The following is an 18,457-nucleotide window of genomic DNA, read 5'->3' as shown; positions in this document are numbered from 1 at the left end:
CATGGATGTTACGGGTGCGCGGTCCTCTTGTGGGTTGCGGCGAGGCTGGGTCAACCTTTCGGAGGTGACGGTCCGTCGGGGCACTCGTCTTGTCATGGTCATGTCCAAAACCATGTCCGGTGGTGCCCCCGGGGACCGTTCCCCACCCCCCGCAGCGCAGTACCTACAGGAGGACACCTCACATGTCCGTGATGCGTCACACCCGCCGGAAGACCGCCGGCATCAGCGCGATCGCCGTCGCGGCCCTCGCGCTCGGCGCGGCCGCCGCCTTACCCGCCTCCGCGGCCGACCGCGGCGCGCAGGGCGTCATCGAGAACGCCGGCGCGCCCGGATCGGTATCCGGCAGCTACATCGTGACCCTGAACGACTCCGCGCGTTCCACCGCGGACAGCGGAAAGGCCGTCGCCCGGCGCTACGGTGCGAAGATCGACAAGACCTACAGTGCGGCTCTCAACGGCTACTCCGTCGAGGTCTCCGAGGCGCAGGCGAGAAAGCTGGCCGCCGACCCCGCGGTCGCCTCGGTCGTGCAGAACCGGACGTTCACCGTCGACGCCACCCAGCCCAACCCGCCCTCCTGGGGCCTGGACCGCATCGACCAGCGCGCACTGCCACTGAACCAGAGCTACACCTACCCGGACACGGCCGGCGAAGGCGTCACCGCCTACATCATCGACACCGGTGTCCGCATCACCCACCAGGACTTCGGCGGCCGCGCCTCCTACGGCTACGACGCCATCGACAACGACAACACCGCCCAGGACGGCCACGGCCACGGCACCCACGTCGCCGGAACCGTCGGCGGCGGCGCGTACGGCGTGGCCAAGAAGGCCAAGATCGTCGGCGTCCGGGTGCTCAACAACCAGGGCTCGGGCACCACCGCCCAGGTGGTCGCGGGCATCGACTGGGTGACGCGCAACGCCGTCAAGCCCGCCGTGGCCAACATGTCGCTCGGCGGCGGAGCGGACTCCGCGCTCGACACCGCCGTGCGCAACTCCATAGCCTCCGGCATCACCTACGCCGTGGCTGCGGGCAACGAGAGCGCCGACGCCTCCACCAAGTCCCCGGCGCGGGTCGCCGAGGCCATCACCGTCGGCGCCACCACCAACACCGACGCCAAGGCGAGCTACTCCAACTACGGATCGATCCTGGACCTCTTCGCGCCGGGCTCCAACATCACCTCCTCGTGGGGCACCGGGGACACCGCCACCAACACGATCTCGGGCACCTCGATGGCCTCGCCGCACGTGGCAGGCGCGGCCGCCGTCTACCTCGCCCAGAACCCGGGCAGCACCCCGGCCCAGATCTCGGCCGGCCTGGTCGCCGCCGCGACCCCGAACGTGGTGACCGGCCCCGGCACCGGCTCCCCGAACCGCCTCCTCTACATCGGCGCCGGCACCACCCCGCCGGGACCCGGCACCCGCTTCGAGAACCTGAACGACTACGCGATCAACGACAACTCCACCGTCGAGTCGCCGATCACCGTCAGCGGGATCTCCGGCAACGCCCCGGCGGCGCTGAGCGTCCCCGTCGACATCAAGCACACCTACGTGGGTGACCTGAAGGTCGACCTGGTCGCCCCCGACGGCAGCGTCTACACCCTGCGCAACCGCACCGGCGGCAGCGCGGACAACATCGTCCAGACCTTCACGGTGAACGCCTCCTCCGAGGTCGCCAACGGGGTCTGGAAGCTGCGGGTCGCGGACCTCGCGGGCGCGGACGTCGGCAGGATCGACTCCTGGGCCCTGCAGTTCTGAGGACCTGACCGGGGGCGCTGAACCACGGCGCCGCACCGGGTGGGAGCGTACGGCCGGGCGCCCGGGACGGCGCACGGCGGCACTGCGTACGCCGCGATGAACAGGCGGGGGCGACCGGCAGGGCGGTCGCCCCCGCTGCGTACTATTCGCGCATTCGTTCGCGATCACCCGTATGGAGTTCCGCGCCCCGTGAGCATGCCGCCGAGCCCGCCCCCCGGCCCGGGCCACCACTGGCCCCCTCCCGCCCCCCGGTCCGTGTGGGGTCCGCCCCCCGGCCCGGGCCGCCCGCCCGTCCGGCCCGCGCTCAACGGCTTCGCCCTGGCCTCCCTGCTCGTCGGACTGCTGTGCCTGCCTCCCCTGGGGATCGTCTTCGCCGTCGTGGCCCTCGTACAGATCGCCGGCAGGGGGCAGCGCGGCAAGGCCCTCGCGGTCACCGGCCTGGTGCTGTCCGTGGTGATGACGGGCGTGGTGGCGCTGACCGCCTCCCGGGTCGCCGGAGCCGTCGGCGAGCGGCTCGACCGGGCGGGCGCCGCCGCCGGGTCGGCCGAGGGGGTGCGCACGGACATCGAGGACCTGCGGACCGGCGACTGCTTCAACGTCCCCGGCGGCGACCTGGCCAGCCGGCGGCCCCGGATGTACACGGTGGACTGCGCACAGGCGCACCACGCCGAGGTCACCTCCTCGGGCCACTTCGACCCGGGCGCCGCCCCGGGCTCGCAGGAGGCCATGGACGAGGCGGAGACCGAGTGCTGGAAGGCACAGGACGCCTACGCGATGGACACCTGGGCCCTGCCGCCGGAAGCCGAGATGTTCTACTACGCCCCCTCGCGCGCGACCTGGCGCCAGGGGGACCGGCAGCTGCTCTGCGTGCTCGGCACGACGGAGCCCGGCCGGCCCGGCAGTCTGCGCCGCGACGGCGGCGTGCTGACGCCGACGCAGATCTCCTTCCTGAAGGTGGCGAACGCGGCCGACATGGTGCTCAGCCGGCCCCCGATGACCGGGGGCGCCAGGGAGCTCGCCGACCACCAGGCCTGGGCCCGCACGGCGTACGCGGCGCTCGGCGACGAGCTGAAGCTGCTGGAGAAGGACCGGTCGCTGCCCGGGATGGAGCAGGCGGTCGACGCCCGGCTCCGGGAGGTGGCCGCGGCGCGGACGGCATGGATGCGCGCCTCGCAGTCGCCGGCGCAGGCCGACTTCGACAGGCAGCGGGAGCGGGCCGAGGGCGCCCTGACGGTGGCGACGGAGCGCGCCCTGCGCGGTGCCTACGGGCTGTCGACCACCGTGCCCTGGTGGCTGGAGGGGTCCGAGCAGGGCGCTGACGGCGGTCCCGGCCGCGGCCCCGCCTTCGAGCAGGCGTGACGTCGTTCCCGTAACGCGCGGTAACGGGTTTGAGTGACCAGGCTTCATCACTTCGGGTGAAACTCTGGCCCTTGCTTGCGGTCTTCAACCGTCGGTTGCCAGGGTGTAGCTGTCTGTCAACCTGATGGGAGTGGCCCGTGACTTTCGGTGAGCAGCCGGCCTACCTGCGCGTGGCCGGGGACCTGCGGCGCAAGATCGTCGACGGATCCCTGCCCCCGCACGCCCGGCTCCCCTCGCAGGCCCGCATCCGCGAGGAGTACGGGGTCTCGGACACCGTGGCGCTGGAGGCGCGCAAAGTCCTCATGGCGGAGGGGCTCGTCGAGGGCCGGTCCGGCTCGGGGACGTACGTCCGGGAGCAGCCCGTGCCCCGCCGGGTGGCGCGCGCCGGGTTCCGCACGGGCGGCACCTCGACGCCGTTCCGGCAGGAGCAGGGGGACGCGGGGGCCCGCGGCACCTGGGAGTCGAGCAGCGAACAGCAGGGCGCGCCGGCGGACATCGCCGGGCGGCTCGGCATCGAACCCGGCGAGCGCGTGATGCGCACGCGGTACGTCTTCCGGGACGCGGGGGAGGCGATGATGCTCTCGACCTCGTGGGAGCCCCTGGCCGTGACCGGGCGCACGCCCGTGATGCTGCCCGAGGAAGGCCCGCTGGGAGGCTCCGGAGTCGTCGACCGGATGGCCGCGATCGACGTGGTCGTGGACAACGTGGTGGAGGAGGTCGGCGCCCGTCCCGGGCTGGCGGAGGAGAACATGCTGCTGGGCGGGGTCCCGGGGCACGTGGTGCTGGTGATCGGCCGCACCTACTTCGCATCCGGACGCGCCGTGGAGACGGCCGACGTGGTGGTCCCGGCGGACCGGTACCGCCTCGCCTACCACCTCCCGGTCCACTGAGAGGTCCCGCGGGCCCCCGCTGCTGACCCGGGGGCCGCAACCGCAGGGCCCCGCCCCGGGATGACGGGCCGTCACCCGGCGGCCCCGCGCACGCCGGGGCCCACCCGGCGGGTTTCGGCGCGATGCTGATCGCCGCCGCCGCCCGGGCCCCCGCGGGCCCTGCGGCAGGCGGACCGAGGCCCGTCCCGCCCCCCGCCCGGCGGACCCGCCCTGCCGTCCCGCCCGTTCAGCACGCCCTGACCGGCGTGAAGGCCCGCCCGCCCGCGCCCGGCGAAGCCCACGGCCCCGCGGCCGGCCCCGGGGGCGGCGGCCGCCGCACACCCGTGCGCCGTCCGGGGGCCGGTGTGCGAACGCCCCGGCGCAGCGGGCCGCGCACCGCCGGCCGTCCGGACCGCCCGCCTCCGCGGCTGCCGGGACACGACCTGCGGGGACGCCTGCCGCCCGGTGGGACCGCCGGCCCGGGGTCCTGCCCCCGCCCCGAGCGCGCCCCCGTTCGAACCGGCGCGCACGGCCCACTCGTACGCATGGCCGGATGCGTACGCCTGTGAGGTACCTCTTCGTGAAAAACCGTATCCGCTGCGTGAAGGTCGGGCGTACGCTCGGGCATATGCACCATGCGGTTTCCCGGGCAGGTACGTCGGCGGAGGGTGAAAACGCGATGAACGACAGCGGTGCCCTGCTCCCGTGGCTGGTCATACGTCAGGACGACAACGGCAACCGCTACCGGGTGGGCCGGTACCCCACCCGGGCCGAGGCCCAGAAGGTCGTCGACAGCCTCGACGACCGCGGACACAAGCAGCTCTACTGGGTCGAGCGGATCGGCCAGACCGCCACGATGAACTGAGCATCCGGCCTTGGCATAGGCTCCGCCCATGACGGTACGCGTGGTCGTGGGCGGAGCCCTTTGTCATGAGGGGCGCCTGCTGGCCGCCCGCCGCAGCGCACCCCCGGAGCTGGCGGGCCGCTGGGAACTGCCGGGCGGAAAGGCCGAGCCCGGGGAGTCCGTCCCCGACGCCCTGGTGCGCGAACTGCGTGAGGAGCTGGGCGTCGAGGCCGAGGCGCTGGAGCGGATCCCGGGGGAGTGGCCTCTGAAGCCGGGGCTGGTCCTGCACGTCTGGACCGCCCGCTTGGTGTCGGGGGAGCCCGCGCCCCTGGAGGACCACGACGCACTGCGCTGGCTGGGGCCGGACGAGCTGGACACGGTGGACTGGCTCGACCAGGACCGGCCCGCCGTCGCCGAGGCCGGCCGCCGGCTGCGCGGCCGGGCCGTCGCACGGCGGGAGCGCGGGGGCGCATGAGGCTCGGACTCTAGGCCGTCTGCGCCACAGTGCGCCGGTGGGTGGCAGGGCGAGTGGTACGGCGCCTCGAATATCGGGTATGTCGCTATTAATCCCTTTCTCGCCCCCCCCTTTCGCCCCCCGACGGACCGGACTGGGGCCCCTGCTGGCCCGGGAAGTGATCGGCGTGATCGACACAGACGGTGCATGCGCCGAGTGGGCCTTCCCCGCCGAGCCGGGCGCCGTCCGCACCGCCCGCCACGCCGTCCGCGGCGCCCTGCACGACTGGGGCCTGGAGTCCGTCGGCGATGTCACCGTCCTGCTGGTCAGCGAGCTGGTGACCAATTCCCTGCGGTACGCCTCCGGGCCCATCGGGGTCCGCCTGGAGTGGCGAAATCCGGCCGCCCGCGGGTACGAGGGACCCGCCGCACTCCTGGTGGAGGTCTCCGATCCGCTTCCGGATCCGCCCCGCGAGAAGGTGGCCGCACCGGACGACGAGGGCGGCCGCGGACTGCACCTCGTGGCGGTGTCCGCGCAGCGTTGGGGTACACGCCACAAGAAGTCGGGCAAGACAGTGTGGTTCGAGTTGGCCCTTCCTGGTGAGTAACAAGGGGAAGGGTGGCCTGGGGGCGCCCCCGGCGGAAGTCCGGGGAACGTCATACGACGTGGCTCGAAACTAACGAGACCTTGCTGTGATCGTGAACGCCGTGCCGTCCGGGGCCGTGGTGCTGAATACTTCGGTCATGGCCGGTCCGGTTGCGGTGAGCTGGAGGGGACGGTCGCGTGAGCGAGATACCTGCGCAGGCACATCAGGCCCGTGTGCCGGGGGAGACATGGCACGACTCCCTGTGGCACAGCAGCCCGCCTGGCTCGATATATGACTACATAAAGGTCGCATCCTTCTCGATCGGGCCCGACGGCCTCGTCGACCAGTGGAGCCTGCGCGCCGAGGAGCTGTTCGGCCTGACGGCCGCGCAGGCGGTCGGCCGCGACCCGGTCGAGGCCTTCATGCCCCCCGAGCTGCGGGCCGGCGGGCACCGCAAGGTCGGGGAGATCCTCGACGGCAAGGAGTGGACGGGCCTGATCCCCTTCCGCATCCCGGGTGGGGACGGCGCGCACGGCGTGGCCGAGATCTATGTGATGCCCACGCAGACCGAGACGGCCGAGCGGGCCGCCCTGTGCGTCGTCGTCGACGTGCGCGCCCTGCGCCGGATCGAGTCCGATCTGGCGGCTTCACAGGCGATATTCGGCCAATCCCCCTTCGGGTTCCTGCTCTTCGGCACGGACCTCACCGTCCAGCGCGCCAACCGCCGGTTCGCGACCGTCTTCGGCGGAGCCGCCGAGGAGCACCGCGGCCGGACCGTGCACGACTACCTGCCCGCGCACGAGGCCGACCGGATGGCCGACGCCCTGCGGCGGGTCCTGGAGACCGGGGAGTCGGTCACCGACCTGCGGATCACCGGAGCCGCCCCCGGCAGCCGCGAGAACCGCCACTGGTCGATCAACCTCTACCGGGTGCACGGCGGCACCGGCCGCCCCGTCGGCGTCGCCGGCATCGGCACCGACGTCACCCGCCGCCACCTCGCCGCCCGCGAGGCCGCCGGGGTGCGCCGCAACCTCGCCCTGCTCAACGAGGCCGGACACCGCATCGGCAACTCCCTCGACCTGGAGACCACCGCCCGCGAACTCCTCGACGTCACCGTCCCGGGCTTCTGCGACCTGGCCGCCGTCGACCTCTACCAGGGGCTGCTGCTCGGCGACGACGACCGCCCCGCCCGCCCGCAGGGCCCGGGCGTCCCCAGCCTGCCCGGCCAGGGCCCCGCCCGGACGCCCTCCGCCGCACTGCGCCGGGTGGCCTTCGCCTCCGCCGTCTCCGACGCGCCGCTGTCGGGTCCGGGCGTACCGGTCTCCGTCGGCGACGTCCACCGGTACCCGGCCGCGTCCCCGGGGGCCCTCGCCCTGCGCACGGCGCGAACGAGGCTCATCGAGGGCGGCGGACCCGAGGACCTGGTCCAGTCCACCCTCGTCGTCCCGCTCGTCGCCCACGACACCGTGGTGGGCCTCGCCCAGTTCTCCCGCACCAAGGGCAGCGAGCCCTTCGGCGAACGGGACCGGGCGGTGGCCGTCGAACTCGCCGCCCGCGCCGCCGTCTGCATCGACAACGCCCGCCTCTACCGCCGCGAGCACGAGCGGGCGCTGATCCTCCAGCGCAGCCTGCTGCCCCCCGGCGACCCCGAGGCGGCCGGCCTGGACATCGCCTGCCGGTACCTGCCCGGCAACGCGGCCACCGAGGTCGGCGGGGACTGGTTCGACGTCATCGAACTGCCCGGCCACCGCACCGCCCTGGTCGTCGGCGACGTCATGGGCCGCGGCCTGCGCGCCGCCGTCGCCATGGGCGAGCTGCGCACCGCCGTACGCACCCTCGCGCTGCTGGACCTGGAACCGGCGGAGGTGCTGACCGCCCTGGACGAGATCGCCCGCGGCCTCGGCGCACCCGGGGGCTCCCAGCAGGCCTCCCGGGCCGCCCTGCACTCGCGGGACGCGGACCGCTCCGAGGTGTACCTGGCCACCTGCGTCTACGCCGTGTACGACCCGGTGACCCGGCGCTGCACCATCGCCAACGCCGGCCACATGCCGCCCGTGCTGGTCGAACCTCCCGAGGAGGGCGGTGCGCCGAGGCCCGCCCTGCTGCTCGAAGTACCGCCCGGGATGCCCCTCGGAGTGGGCGGCGAGCCCTTCGAGGAGGTCGAGGTGGAACTCCCGGAGGGGGCGCTGCTCGCCCTCTACACGGACGGGCTCGTCGAGTCCCGCGACCACCCGCTGGAGGAGGGGCTGCGCGGGCTGCGCGAGGCGCTGGCCGATCCGGTCCGGCCGCTGGAGGACGTCTGCGACCACGTGCTGAACACCCTGGACACCCGGCACGGGGAGGACGACATCGCCCTGCTCATGGCCCGGGTCCAGGGCCTGCCGGTGGACGCGGTCGGGGACTGGAAGCTGCCCCGCGAGGCCCGTTCGGTGGGCCGGGCCCGGGAACTGGCCCGGGCGAAGCTCCCGGCCTGGGGCCTTGAAGGGCTGCTCGACACCACCGAACTGCTGGTCAGCGAGCTGGTCACCAATGCCCTGCGGTACGGGGAGGGCGAGATCCGGCTGCGGCTGCTGCTGGACCGCACCCTGGTGTGCGAGGTCTGGGACGCCAACCTGGCGCAGCCCCGGCGCCGCCGGGCCCGCGACACCGACGAGGGCGGACGGGGCCTGCAGCTGGTGGGACTGCTCTCGGCCGGCTGGGGCACCCGGCGCACGCACCGCGGCAAGACGGTCTGGTTCGAACTTCCCCTGCCGGGGGGCGCCGCCGAGGCGGTGGCGGAACTCTCCGCGGAGCAGCTGCTGAGCATGTACGGCTGAGCACTTACGGCTGAGCCGCCGCCGCCGCGCTGAGCCGCCGAAGCCGGGCCGCCGCCGCGCTGAGCCGCCGAGGCGACGGGGCGCCCGGCGCCCGGCCCGGCTCCGGGGCAGGCGCGGCCGGACGCCCCGCCTCCGACGCCGTTGCGACGGCCCCGGCGGTGCGCCTCAGGCCGCCCGACCCGCCTTCCCCGCCTTCAGCGCGGCCAGCCGGGCCTCGATCTCCGAGGTCTTGCCCAGGTCCTCCAGCGACTCGAACTGCGCGTCCAGGGAGGAGGCGGCCAGCTCCTGCTTGCCCAGCGCCATGGCCTCCTCGCGCCGGACCTTCTCCTCGAAGCGGTTCAGGTCGCTCGTCGGATCCATGACGTCGATGCTCTTCACCGCGTCCATCATCGTGTTCTGCGCCTGCGCCGTCCGGGCCCGGACCACGAGCTCGTCGCGCTTCGCCTGGAGCTCCGTCAGCTTGCCGTGCATCGCGTCCAGGCCCGACTTGAGCCGGTCCACGACCTCCGTCTGGGCGGCGATCGTCGGCTCCGCCGTCCGCGCCTCCTTCTCCGACTGCATCTGCCGGCCCAGCGCCACCTTCGCCAGATTGTCGAACTTGTCGGCGTCCGGGACCGAGCCCGCCGCCCGCAGCTCGTCCGCCTTCCGGCTCGCGGCGAGGGCCTTGCCGCCCCACTCGGACGCCGCCGCCACGTCCTGCGCGTGGTCGGCCTCCAGCATCCTGAGGTTGCCGATGGTGGTCGCGACGGCCTGCTCCGCCTCGGAGATGTTGTTCGTGTAGTCGCGAATCAGCTGGTCCAGCATCTTCTGCGGGTCCTCCGCCTGGTCCAGCAGCGCATTGATGTTCGCCTTGGCGAGCTGGGTGACGCGGCCGAGGATCGTCTGCTTGCTCATGGTGGGTCTCCTCCTGCTCGGGGCTGGTGCGTGCAGTTCAGAAGCGGCCGCCGCCGCCCATCCGGCCGCGGGTACCGCCGCCGCCGAAGGAGCCGGGACCGCTGCCCCCGCCCCCGCCGAAACCACCCCCGAAGCCGCCTCCCCCGCGGCCGCCGAACCCCCCTCCGCCGAAGCCTCCGCCGCCGCGCAGGATCTCGCCGAGGATGATCCCGCCCAGCACCGCCCCGCCCCGGCCGCCGCCCGAGCGGGCGCCCCCGTACGGGTCCTGGTAGCCCCGTACGTCCTGCTCCGCCAACTGCTGCGCCTGCCGGGCGAGGGAGTCCGCCTGCTGCGCCTCCGCCAGCGCGCCCGACGGGTCCGCGCCCGCCAGGGACACCGCCCGCTCCAGGTGCCGGCCGGCCTCCGCCAGCCGGGTGCGGGCCTGGCTGGCGACCGCGCCCCGGCTGGTGGTGACGTAGTCCGTGGCCGCGCCGATCGCGCTGCGCGCCGACAGCAGGGCCTGGTCCAGCAGGGCGGCAGCCCGCTGCCGGCCCGACTCCCGCTCGCGCGCCCCCGCCAGCGCCTCGTCGAGGGCCGCATCGGCCTCCTCGATCCGGCGCAGGGCGTCGATCGGGTCGTACAACCCGGCCGCCTGCTCCTGCCGTACGCCGGCCGCCACGGCCCGCGCCCGGCTGATCCGGCCGCGCAGGTCCGCCGTGGAGGAGCCGGCCGCGGTGCCGGTCAGCAGGCCCTCGGCGTCCGCGAGGTCGGTATCCGTCTCGGTCAGGGCGCCCGGCAGCCTCCCGGCGGCCTCGGCCAGTTCGCCGGCCCGCCGCTCCACCGCGTCGACCAGGGTGGCGGCCTGCCCCACCGCGCCCTCGGCGGCCCGCACGTGCACCGCCGCCCGGCCGTTGTCCCCGGCGTCGAGGGCGGCGCGGGCCTCGCCCAGGTGGGTCGTGGCGAACAGCAGCCGGTCCTTCGCCTGTTCGGGGTTGGCGGCCACCGGCGCGGCCGCGGAGGCCGCGTACCGCCCGGCCAGTGCGGCCAGCGTGGCGACGGCCGTCGTCGTGCGGCCGGTCAGCGCCCGGAAGTGCGTCTCCACCGCCGCCAGCGCCTGCGGGGCGTTCCTCTCCAGGTCCCGCAGCCGGTCGAAGTCCGCGGTCTCGGCGTCGAGCCGGCGGTTCGCGTCCGCACACCGGGTGACGATCTCGTCCAGCATGCGGCGCCGGGTGGCATCGTCCTCGGGGTAGGCGTCGTCCAGCTGCTGGCGCAGCCGGAACGCGTGCGTCAGCTGCTCCTTGGCGTACTCCACCGCCTGGGTGAACGGGCCGGCGGCCTCCTCGCCGAACTGGGCCGTTGCAAAGCCGAGCTCCTCGGTGCTGGTGCGCACCGCGTCGTCGGTCTCCACCAGCGCCGCCCGGGCCGCGGCGTCCAGCTCCGGCAGCTCCGGCCGGGCCGCCCCCTGCGGGCCCCGGCCCGGACCGGTCGCCGTACCGCGTCCGGGGCCGCCGCCCGCCCGGCGCCGGCGGCGGGTGTACGCGTACGCGCCGAGCGCACCGGCCGCGCCGAGGGCGACCACCGGGAGGACGAAGTCCCCGGCCCCGCTCTCACCGCCCGGTGCCCCGCCCGGGTCGGCCGGGCCCGGGGTGACGGCGGGCACCGGTACGGGGAGCCCGCCGAGGACGGCGGCGTACCCGTCGGCCGCGCCGATCGCGGCACCCGCCCAGTCGTTCTGCTTCAGGGCCGGCTCGATGGCGGTCCGCGCGACGGCGGCGAGCTGCTCCTCGGTGAGACCCGAGTCGACATCGGCTGAGTAGGCGTACTGCCGCGCCCCGGTCGCCACGGCCAGCAGGACGTCGTCCTGGCCGAGGCCGTTCTTCTCCGCGGTGGCGTCGGCCCAGCTCTGCGCGGACCGCCCGGAGAAGTCGCGGACGTACGTCACGAACAGCTGGATCCGGCGTTCGGCGTACAGCGCGTCGAGTGCGGCGGCGACGGCGGGCGCCCGGTCCCCCAGCGCCCCGACGCGGTCGGTGACCTGCCCCTGCCGCGACAGGGTGACGGGGTCCTCGGCCCGCGCGGGCGGCGCCCCGGCCAGGCCCGCGCCGCCGAGCGCGAGGAGCGCGGCGGCCAGGGCGAGCCCGGCCCGTACGGGTATCGCGGCGGTGGCGCGGCTCTTCGTCCTGCTCGGCGCAATCACACGTCGGACATTAGGGGCGGTCCACGGCCCCCGCACCCGGAGCGGCCACCGCACACGGGGGCGCCCGTCACCGCACTAGGGGGCGGGCGCCGCCGGATCCGGCTGCCCAGCCACACGAGGGGGTCGTACGAACGGTCCACCACCCGCTCCTTCAGCGGGATCAGGGCGTTGTCGGTGATCTTGATGCCCTCGGGGCAGACCTCCGTACAGCACTTGGTGATGTTGCAGTAGCCCAGGCCGTGCTCCTCCTGCGCGGCGCGCTTGCGGTCCAGGCCCGACTGCGCCGCCGCGTCCAGCGGGTGCATGTCCAGCTCCGCCGTGCGCATCAGGAACCGGGGCCCGGCGAAGGCCTCCTTGTTCTCCTCGTGGTCGCGCACCACGTGGCAGGTGTCCTGGCACAGGAAGCACTCGATGCACTTGCGGAACTCCTGCGAGCGCTCCACGTCGATCTGCTGCATCCGGTACGCGCCCGGGGCCACTCCCGGCGGCGGGACGAAGGCCGGGACCTCCCGCGCCTTGGCGTAGTTGAAGGAGACGTCCGTGACCAGGTCGCGGACGACCGGGAAGGCGCGCAGCGGGGTGACGGTGAGGGTCTCGGTCCGCTCGAAGGTCGACATCCGCGTCATGCACATCAGGCGGGGCCGCCCGTTGACCTCCGCACTGCACGAACCGCACTTGCCGGCCTTGCAGTTCCACCGCACGGCGAGGTCGGGGGCCTGGGTCGCCTGGAGGCGGTGCACGATGTCCAGGACCACCTCGCCGTCGTTCACCTCGACGGTGAAGTCCCGCAGTTCCCCGCCGTCCGCGTCGCCCCGCCAGATCCGGAAGCGTGCGTCGTAGGTCGTCACTGATGGAGCTCCTCTTCGGCGAGGTACTTGACCAGCTCTTCCTTCTCGAACAGAGCGAGCAGGTCGGGTCGGATGGGGTCGGTACGGGTCCGGACCAGGGCGATCCGGCCGGCCGCCGGGTCCGCCGGTGCGGGGTCCACCGGCCGGCACAGCAGATTCACCGGCCGCCAGTCGCGCTCCATGGCCGGGCGGTCCTCGCGGGTGTGCCCGCCCCGGCTCTCGGTGCGCTCCAGCGCCGCCCGGGCCACGCACTCGCTGACCAGCAGCATGTTCCGCAGGTCCAGCGCCAGGTGCCAGCCCGGGTTGAACTGCCGGTGGCCCTCGACCCCGGCCCGGGCGGCCCGCACCCGCAGCGCCGCCAGCCTCTCAAGGGCCTCGGCCATCTCCGCCTCGCGGCGGATGATCCCGACCAGGTCGTTCATGGTCGTCTGGAGCTCCTGGTGCAGCGTGTACGGGTTCTCCGCGCCCTCGGCGGCGTGGAACGGGGCCAGCGCCTCCTCGGCCGCCGCGTCGACCTGCTCCTGGGACACCGCGGGGCGCCCGGTGGCGGAGCCGGCGGCGGCGGCGTGCTCCGCCGCGTACAGGCCCGCCCGGCGGCCGAAGACCAGGAGGTCGGACAGGGAGTTGCCGCCGAGCCGGTTCGAGCCGTGCATGCCGCCGGCGACCTCACCCGCCGCGAACAGGCCCGGCACCCCGACCGTGGCCGCGGTCTCGGAGTCCACCGCGATCCCGCCCATCACGTAGTGGCAGGTCGGGCCGACCTCCATCGGCTCGGCGGTGATGTCCACGTCCGCCAGTTCCTTGAACTGGTGGTACATCGACGGGAGCCGACGCCTGATCCGCTCCGCGGGCATCCGGGTCGACACGTCCAGGAACACCCCGCCGTGCGGGGAGCCGCGGCCCGCCTTCACCTCGGAGTTGATGGCCCGGGCCACCTCGTCGCGGGGCAGCAGCTCGGGCGGCCGGCGGTTGTGGTCCGGGTCCTCATACCAGCGGTCGCCCTCCTCCTCCGACTCCGCGTACTTCTCCTTGAAGACGTCCGGGACGTAGTCGAACATGAACCGCCGGCCCTCGCTGTTGCGCAGGACCCCGCCGTCGCCGCGGACCGATTCGGTGACGAGGATCCCCTTCACCGAGGGCGGCCAGACCATGCCGGTCGGATGGAACTGCACGAACTCCATGTTCAGCAGCGGGGCGCCGGCGAGCAGCGCCAGGGCGTGGCCGTCGCCCGTGTACTCCCAGGAGTTGGAGGTGGTCTTGAAGGACTTGCCGATGCCTCCGGTGGCGAGGACGACCGCGGGGGCCTCCAGCACGAAGAAGCGGCCCGACTCCCGCGCGTAGCAGAAGGTGCCGGAGACCCGGTCCCCGTCCTTCAGGACGCGGGTGACCGTGCACTCCTGGAAGACCTTCAGGTGCGACTCGTGGTCACCGGTCTCCTTGAAGTCCTGCTGCTGGAGCTGGACGATCTTCTGCTGGAGGGTGCGGATCAGCTCCAGGCCGGTGCGGTCGCCGACGTGGGCGAGCCGGGGGTACTCGTGGCCGCCGAAGTTGCGCTGGGAGATCCGGCCGTCCGGGGTGCGGTCGAAGAGGGCGCCCCAGGTCTCCAGCTCCCAGACCCGGTCGGGGGCCTCCTTGGCGTGCAGCTCGGCCATCCGCCACTGGTTGAGGAACTTCCCGCCGCGCATGGTGTCGCGGAAGTGCACCTGCCAGTTGTCGCCCTCGTTGACATTGCCCATGGATGCGGCGATGCCGCCCTCGGCCATCACCGTGTGGGCCTTGCCGAAGAGCGATTTGCAGATCACCGCGGTGCGGGCGCCGCGCTCGCGGGCCTCGATCGCGGCCCGGAGGCCCGCGCCGCCCGCGCCGACCACGACCACGTCCCACTGCTGCCGGTCGACTTGAGCCATGTCAGAAGATCCTCGGGTCGGTGAAGGCGCCGCTGGCCAGCAGGTACACGTACACGTCGCAGGCCGCCACGGACAGCAGGGAGGCCCAGGCGAGCTGCATGTGGCGGGAGTTGAGCTTCCCCACCCAGCCCCACAGCCGGTAGCGGACCGGATGCCGGGAGAAGTGCCGCAGCCGGCCGCCGATGATGTGCCGGCAGGAGTGGCAGGACAGGGTGTAGGCCCAGATCAGTCCGATGTTGACGAGGAAAATCAGGGTGCCGAGGCCCATGTGGCCCCACTCGTACTGTGAGTTGCGGAACGTCAGCGCCGTGTCGTAGGTGAGGATGCCGGCGACCGGTAGGGCGGCGTAGAAGAAGTACCGGTGCATGTTCTGGAGGACCAGCGGGAATTTGGTCTCCCCGGTGTACCTGGTGTGCGGCTCGGCGACCGCGCAGGCCGGTGGCGAGGCCCAGAAGCCCCGGTAATAGGCCTTGCGGTAGTAGTAGCAGGTCAGCCGGAAGCCGAGCGGGAAGATCAGGACCAGCAGCGCGGGGGAGAGGCCCCACCAGCCGCCGAGGACCTCCCAGTTGGGGCCGCCCTTCATGGGGACGCAGTTCTCCGCCAGGCAGGGCGAGTAGAACGGTGAGACGTAGGGCGCCGCGTAGTAGTCGGCGTTCGCGAAGGCCCGCCAGGTGGAGTAGACGACGAAGGCGAGCAGTCCGGCCGCGGTGGCGGCGGGCGCGAGCCACCACCGGTCGGTCCGCAGGTGCCGGGCGGCTATCGCGGCCCGGGAGGCGCCGTGGACGCCGTCGGGCCGCTGCCGGGGTGGTTGAGTGCCTGTGGCCAAAGGGGACTCCGGGTGGAGTGATGAGGGGCGGCCCAGGAGGCCCGGCCGCGGACGGCCGGACCCGGTGGGTGTGCGGGAGGTCCGGGACCCGCGGACCGGGGCCGGGACGGGGGAGGGCGGAGCCGGGCCGCGCCGTCAGGGTGCGCGACGGTCGCGGGCGCCGAGGCCCTCGTCGTCGGTGTCGGTCCACAGCGTGCTGTCGTACGGGGTGTCCGGGACGGTGACCATCCGGGACGGGTCCGGCGGCGCAGCCGGCCGGGCCCCGGCCGGCTGCTGCCGTCCGGCCTGCCGCTCCAGCGTCTCGACCTTGCGCGTCAGCTCGTCCAGATGGCGACGGACAGCGCTGAGATCGTCCTGCAGGGACATGGTCTGCCTCACTTCCGCGGGTGCGGTGGCAACGCTCATGTGCGCCTGCGAGTGTCGCGCCTCCCGTCCCCGGTGTGAAGGCACGTGCAGGGATTGCGGGCGTGCGGGCGTGAACCGTGCGCCCCTTTCCGGCCCGCGCCGGCCGAACGGCCCGCCGCCCCGGGTCCGCGCCCGCCGCCCCGGGTCCGCCCCCGCCGCGCGGTCCGCCGCCCGGGTCCGCGCGCGGGTCCGCCGCGTTGGTCCGCACGGGTGGGCTTCGCGGCGTGGCGGCGGGCGGCTGCGGGGGCTCCGGCGGGCCGTCGCCTTCAGTGGGTCCCGGCAACCGATGTGATCAGCTCCATATACCGCCAAACGTGATCAAGCATCCCTCACGCCCTGCCCCGGAGGTACCACCCATGTCCCAGAGAAGGCGCAGGTCCTTGGCGCTCCTGACCTCGGGAGTCCTCGCACTGCCGCTGCTCACGGGCTGCGGCGCGGGCGACGACGAGGGCGGTCCGGCCGCCGCGGGTCCGGACATCGCCGCGACCACCCGCGACAAGGTGGCCGACGGGGGAGTGCTGCGCTGGGCTGTGGAGTCCCTGCCGAACACGTTGAACGCCTTCCAGGCGGACGCCGACGCCACCACGGCCCGGGTCGCCGCCGCCGTGCTGCCGCAGCTGTTCGTCCTGGACGCCAAGGGACGGCCGGCGGCCAACCCCGACTACCTGGAGAAGGCCGAGGTCGTCGAGCGGGAGCCCAAGCAGGTCGTCCTGTACAAGCTGAACCAGCAGGCGGTGTGGAGCGACGGCCGCGAGATCGGGGCCGCCGACTTCGTGGCGCAGTGGCGCGCCCTGAACGGCAAGGACTCGGCGTACTGGACGGCCCGCAACGCCGGCTACGAGCGGATCGAGAAGATCGAGCGCGGCAAGACGGACCTGGAGGTCCGGGTCACCTTCGCCAAGCCCTACGCGGACTGGCGCTCGCTGTTCACCCCGCTCTACCCCAAGCAGGTCACCGGCACCCCGGATGCCTTCAACGAGGGGGCCCGGGGCGCCCTGAAGGTCACCGCAGGCCCCTTCGGGCTGGGCTCCGTCGACAAGAAGACGGGCACCGCCGCGCTGACCCGCAACCCGCGCTGGTGGGGGCAGCCCGCCAAGCTGGACTCCCTGGTCCTGACGGCCGTGCCGCGGGCCGAGCGCCCGGCCGCGCTGGCCGCCGGGACGGTGGACCTGGCGGAGGTCGACCGGGTGGCCGCCGACCGCATCGCCCTGGCCCGCCGGGAGGCCGCCGGGCAGGGCGGCGCGGGCGCCGGCGGGGCCCCCGCGCACGGCCCGGGCGCCTCGGTGACGGCGGCGCAGGCCACGATGAGCTGGGCGCTGGCCTTCGGCGCGGACGAGGAGAAGGCCGAGGCCGAGAAGGCGAGCCGGCAGAAGAAGGCCGATGCGCAGAAACGGTACGCCGACGAGCAGAAGGCCCTGCGCACCTTCACCGTCCGCAAATCGCTGGAGCCCGCCTACACCCAGCTCGCGATGAACGGCGCCTCCGGACCGCTGGCGGACGAGCGGGTCCGGCGCGCGGTGGCGCGCGCCTTGGACCGCAAGGCCCTCGCCGAGATCGTGCTCAAGCCCCTCGGCCTCCCCGCGAAGCCCGTCGGCAGCCACCTGGCGCTCGCCGGGCAGCGCACGTACGCCGACAACAGCGACGCCCTCGGTGGCCAGGACACCCAGGCCGCCCAAGCCCTCCTCGCGGACGCGGGCTGGCGCCGCGGCGGCAAGATCACCCAGCCGGCGGGCGCCAAGGCCGGCCCGGAGAGCGCGCCGCAGGACGACTCGAAGACCCCCGCGGGCCCCGGCACCGGCACCGACGGGCTCTACATCGTCGGGCAGGACGACGGCCGCAACGGCGGCCCGCGGCCGGCGGCCGCGGACCCGGGCCTGGCGCACCCCGCCGACCACGACGGCGCCCAGGCCCCCGACGGGGAGATCGTGGACGCCGACGCCTTCACCGAGGGCGCGGCCTCCCCGGTCCTGGCCCCGGCCCCCTTCGCGGAGCAGCAGGAGATCGCGCTGCGCGCGCAGGCCGCCGCGCTCGCGGCCGCCGCCGACCCGGCCGACGACGGCAAGGCCGTCCCGGCCCGCGAGGGCGAGGCGGCCGACCCCGGCAAGGCCTCGGCGCCCCCGGCCGAGCAGGCCGCCCGCACCTCGGGGAACATCCTCGCCAAGGACGGCAAGGCGCTCGCGCTGCGCTTCGTCCTCCCGTCGGGCCCCGGCTCGGAGGGGCTGCGGGCGGTGGGCGAGCGGATCGCCCAGATGCTCCAGAAGATCGGTGTGCAGACCGAGATCACCAAGGTGGCCGACGAGAGCTTCTTCAAGGACCACGTCGCCTCCGGCCAGTACGACCTGGCGCTGTACTCCTGGCCCGCGACCGCCTACCCGGCCACCGACGCGCGGCCCATCTTCGCCAAGCCGGAGCCGGCCGCCGACGGCTCGCTGCTCGTCGAACAGAACTACACCCGGGTCGGCACGGACCACATCGACCAGCTGTTCGACCAGGCGGTCGGCGAGCTGGACGAAGAGGAGTCCCGCGAGCTGATGCGCAAGGCCGACGCCCGGATCTGGGCCGCCGCCGGCTCCATCCCGCTCTACCAGCGTCCCGAGCTGGTCGCGGTCAAGCCGGGACTGGCCAACGCGGGCGCCTTCGGTCTCGGCGCCCCCCGCTTCCAGGACATCGGCTGGAAGAAGGCGCCCGGCGCCAAGGACAAGAAGAACTGAGGCGCCGA

14 protein-coding genes are annotated in these 18,457 nt (G+C 74.1%); 8 read left to right on the top strand and 6 right to left on the bottom strand.

Features of this window, described 5'->3' with window-relative positions; genetic code table 11:
• Positions 1-182 precede the first annotated feature (182 nt).
• The 7 genes from ACLJTM_RS04950 (at position 183) to ACLJTM_RS04920 (ending at position 8,682) form a co-directional block, all read left to right on the top strand.
• On the top strand, positions 183-1,754 hold the full coding sequence (locus tag ACLJTM_RS04950; protein WP_411102074.1) for a S8 family peptidase: 1,572 nt from the start codon (positions 183-185) through the stop codon (positions 1,752-1,754).
• 195 nt (positions 1,755-1,949) lie between these two features.
• Complete coding sequence (locus ACLJTM_RS04945; protein WP_411102286.1) at positions 1,950-3,113, top strand: DUF4190 domain-containing protein; 1,164 nt, start codon at positions 1,950-1,952, stop codon at positions 3,111-3,113.
• Positions 3,114-3,250: 137 nt separating this feature from the next.
• Complete coding sequence (locus ACLJTM_RS04940; RefSeq protein ID WP_411102073.1) at positions 3,251-4,003, top strand: GntR family transcriptional regulator; 753 nt, start codon at positions 3,251-3,253, stop codon at positions 4,001-4,003.
• Between the two features lie 658 nt (positions 4,004-4,661).
• Entirely contained in the window at positions 4,662-4,847 is a 186-nt protein-coding gene (locus ACLJTM_RS04935; protein WP_031144291.1) for an SPOR domain-containing protein, read from the top strand.
• 28 nt (positions 4,848-4,875) lie between these two features.
• The gene (locus ACLJTM_RS04930) at positions 4,876-5,301 is read left to right on the top strand and encodes a (deoxy)nucleoside triphosphate pyrophosphohydrolase (RefSeq protein ID WP_411102072.1); all 426 of its coding nucleotides are present in this window, start codon (positions 4,876-4,878) and stop codon (positions 5,299-5,301) included.
• A 157-nt stretch (positions 5,302-5,458) separates the two neighbouring features.
• A complete protein-coding gene (locus tag ACLJTM_RS04925; RefSeq protein ID WP_411102071.1) occupies positions 5,459-5,887 on the top strand; it encodes an ATP-binding protein in 429 nt (142 codons plus the stop codon).
• A 239-nt stretch (positions 5,888-6,126) separates the two neighbouring features.
• Positions 6,127-8,682, top strand: a complete 2,556-nt coding sequence (locus ACLJTM_RS04920) for a SpoIIE family protein phosphatase (RefSeq protein ID WP_411102285.1) — start codon at positions 6,127-6,129, stop codon at positions 8,680-8,682.
• A gap of 165 nt (positions 8,683-8,847) precedes the next feature.
• Here ACLJTM_RS04920 and ACLJTM_RS04915 read toward each other — a convergent pair whose 3' ends face one another.
• The 6 genes from ACLJTM_RS04915 to ACLJTM_RS04890 form a co-directional block, all read right to left on the bottom strand.
• Positions 8,848-9,576, bottom strand: a complete 729-nt coding sequence (locus tag ACLJTM_RS04915) for a PspA/IM30 family protein (RefSeq protein WP_411102070.1) — start codon at positions 9,574-9,576, stop codon at positions 8,848-8,850.
• A gap of 37 nt (positions 9,577-9,613) precedes the next feature.
• Positions 9,614-11,752 (bottom strand): TPM domain-containing protein, encoded by a 2,139-nt coding sequence (locus ACLJTM_RS04910; RefSeq protein ID WP_411102069.1) that lies wholly within the window; start codon positions 11,750-11,752, stop codon positions 9,614-9,616.
• Positions 11,749-12,600 carry a succinate dehydrogenase/fumarate reductase iron-sulfur subunit gene (locus ACLJTM_RS04905; RefSeq protein ID WP_411102068.1) on the bottom strand — a complete coding sequence of 284 codons (852 nt, stop codon included), beginning with the start codon at positions 12,598-12,600 and terminating at the stop codon, positions 11,749-11,751. Before ACLJTM_RS04905 ends, ACLJTM_RS04910 begins: the two co-directional genes overlap by 4 nt.
• A complete protein-coding gene (locus ACLJTM_RS04900; protein ID WP_411102067.1) occupies positions 12,597-14,507 on the bottom strand; it encodes a fumarate reductase/succinate dehydrogenase flavoprotein subunit in 1,911 nt (636 codons plus the stop codon). The genes ACLJTM_RS04905 and ACLJTM_RS04900 overlap by 4 nt, the downstream gene beginning before the upstream one ends.
• A gap of 1 nt (position 14,508) precedes the next feature.
• Positions 14,509-15,333 carry a hypothetical protein gene (locus ACLJTM_RS04895; RefSeq protein WP_411102066.1) on the bottom strand — a complete coding sequence of 275 codons (825 nt, stop codon included), beginning with the start codon at positions 15,331-15,333 and terminating at the stop codon, positions 14,509-14,511.
• A 135-nt stretch (positions 15,334-15,468) separates the two neighbouring features.
• Positions 15,469-15,699, bottom strand: coding sequence for a hypothetical protein (locus ACLJTM_RS04890; protein ID WP_411102284.1), 231 nt, complete (start codon positions 15,697-15,699; stop codon positions 15,469-15,471).
• Positions 15,700-16,094: 395 nt separating this feature from the next.
• Here ACLJTM_RS04890 and ACLJTM_RS04885 point away from each other — a divergent pair, with 395 nt between their 5' ends.
• Positions 16,095-18,449 (top strand): ABC transporter family substrate-binding protein, encoded by a 2,355-nt coding sequence (locus ACLJTM_RS04885; protein WP_411102065.1) that lies wholly within the window; start codon positions 16,095-16,097, stop codon positions 18,447-18,449.
• The last annotated feature ends 8 nt before the right edge of the window (positions 18,450-18,457 follow it).

Source organism: Streptomyces sp. cmx-4-9 (assembly GCF_046548835.1).
Classification (GTDB): Bacteria; Actinomycetota; Actinomycetes; order Streptomycetales; family Streptomycetaceae; genus Streptomyces.
Note: the sequence above shows the minus strand (reverse complement) of the source record. Positions and strands in the feature narration are given on the sequence as shown.

Coding starts and splice junctions, on each gene's coding strand:
- ACLJTM_RS04890 (WP_411102284.1), bottom strand. CDS start 15,699: ATGTCCCTGCAGGACGATCTCAGCGCTGTCCGTCGCCATCTGGACGAG.
- ACLJTM_RS04935 (WP_031144291.1), top strand. CDS start 4,662: ATGAACGACAGCGGTGCCCTGCTCCCGTGGCTGGTCATACGTCAGGAC.
- ACLJTM_RS04950 (WP_411102074.1), top strand. CDS start 183: ATGTCCGTGATGCGTCACACCCGCCGGAAGACCGCCGGCATCAGCGCG.
- ACLJTM_RS04930 (WP_411102072.1), top strand. CDS start 4,876: ATGACGGTACGCGTGGTCGTGGGCGGAGCCCTTTGTCATGAGGGGCGC.
- ACLJTM_RS04945 (WP_411102286.1), top strand. CDS start 1,950: ATGCCGCCGAGCCCGCCCCCCGGCCCGGGCCACCACTGGCCCCCTCCC.
- ACLJTM_RS04885 (WP_411102065.1), top strand. CDS start 16,095: ATGTCCCAGAGAAGGCGCAGGTCCTTGGCGCTCCTGACCTCGGGAGTC.
- ACLJTM_RS04900 (WP_411102067.1), bottom strand. CDS start 14,507: ATGGCTCAAGTCGACCGGCAGCAGTGGGACGTGGTCGTGGTCGGCGCG.
- ACLJTM_RS04915 (WP_411102070.1), bottom strand. CDS start 9,576: ATGAGCAAGCAGACGATCCTCGGCCGCGTCACCCAGCTCGCCAAGGCG.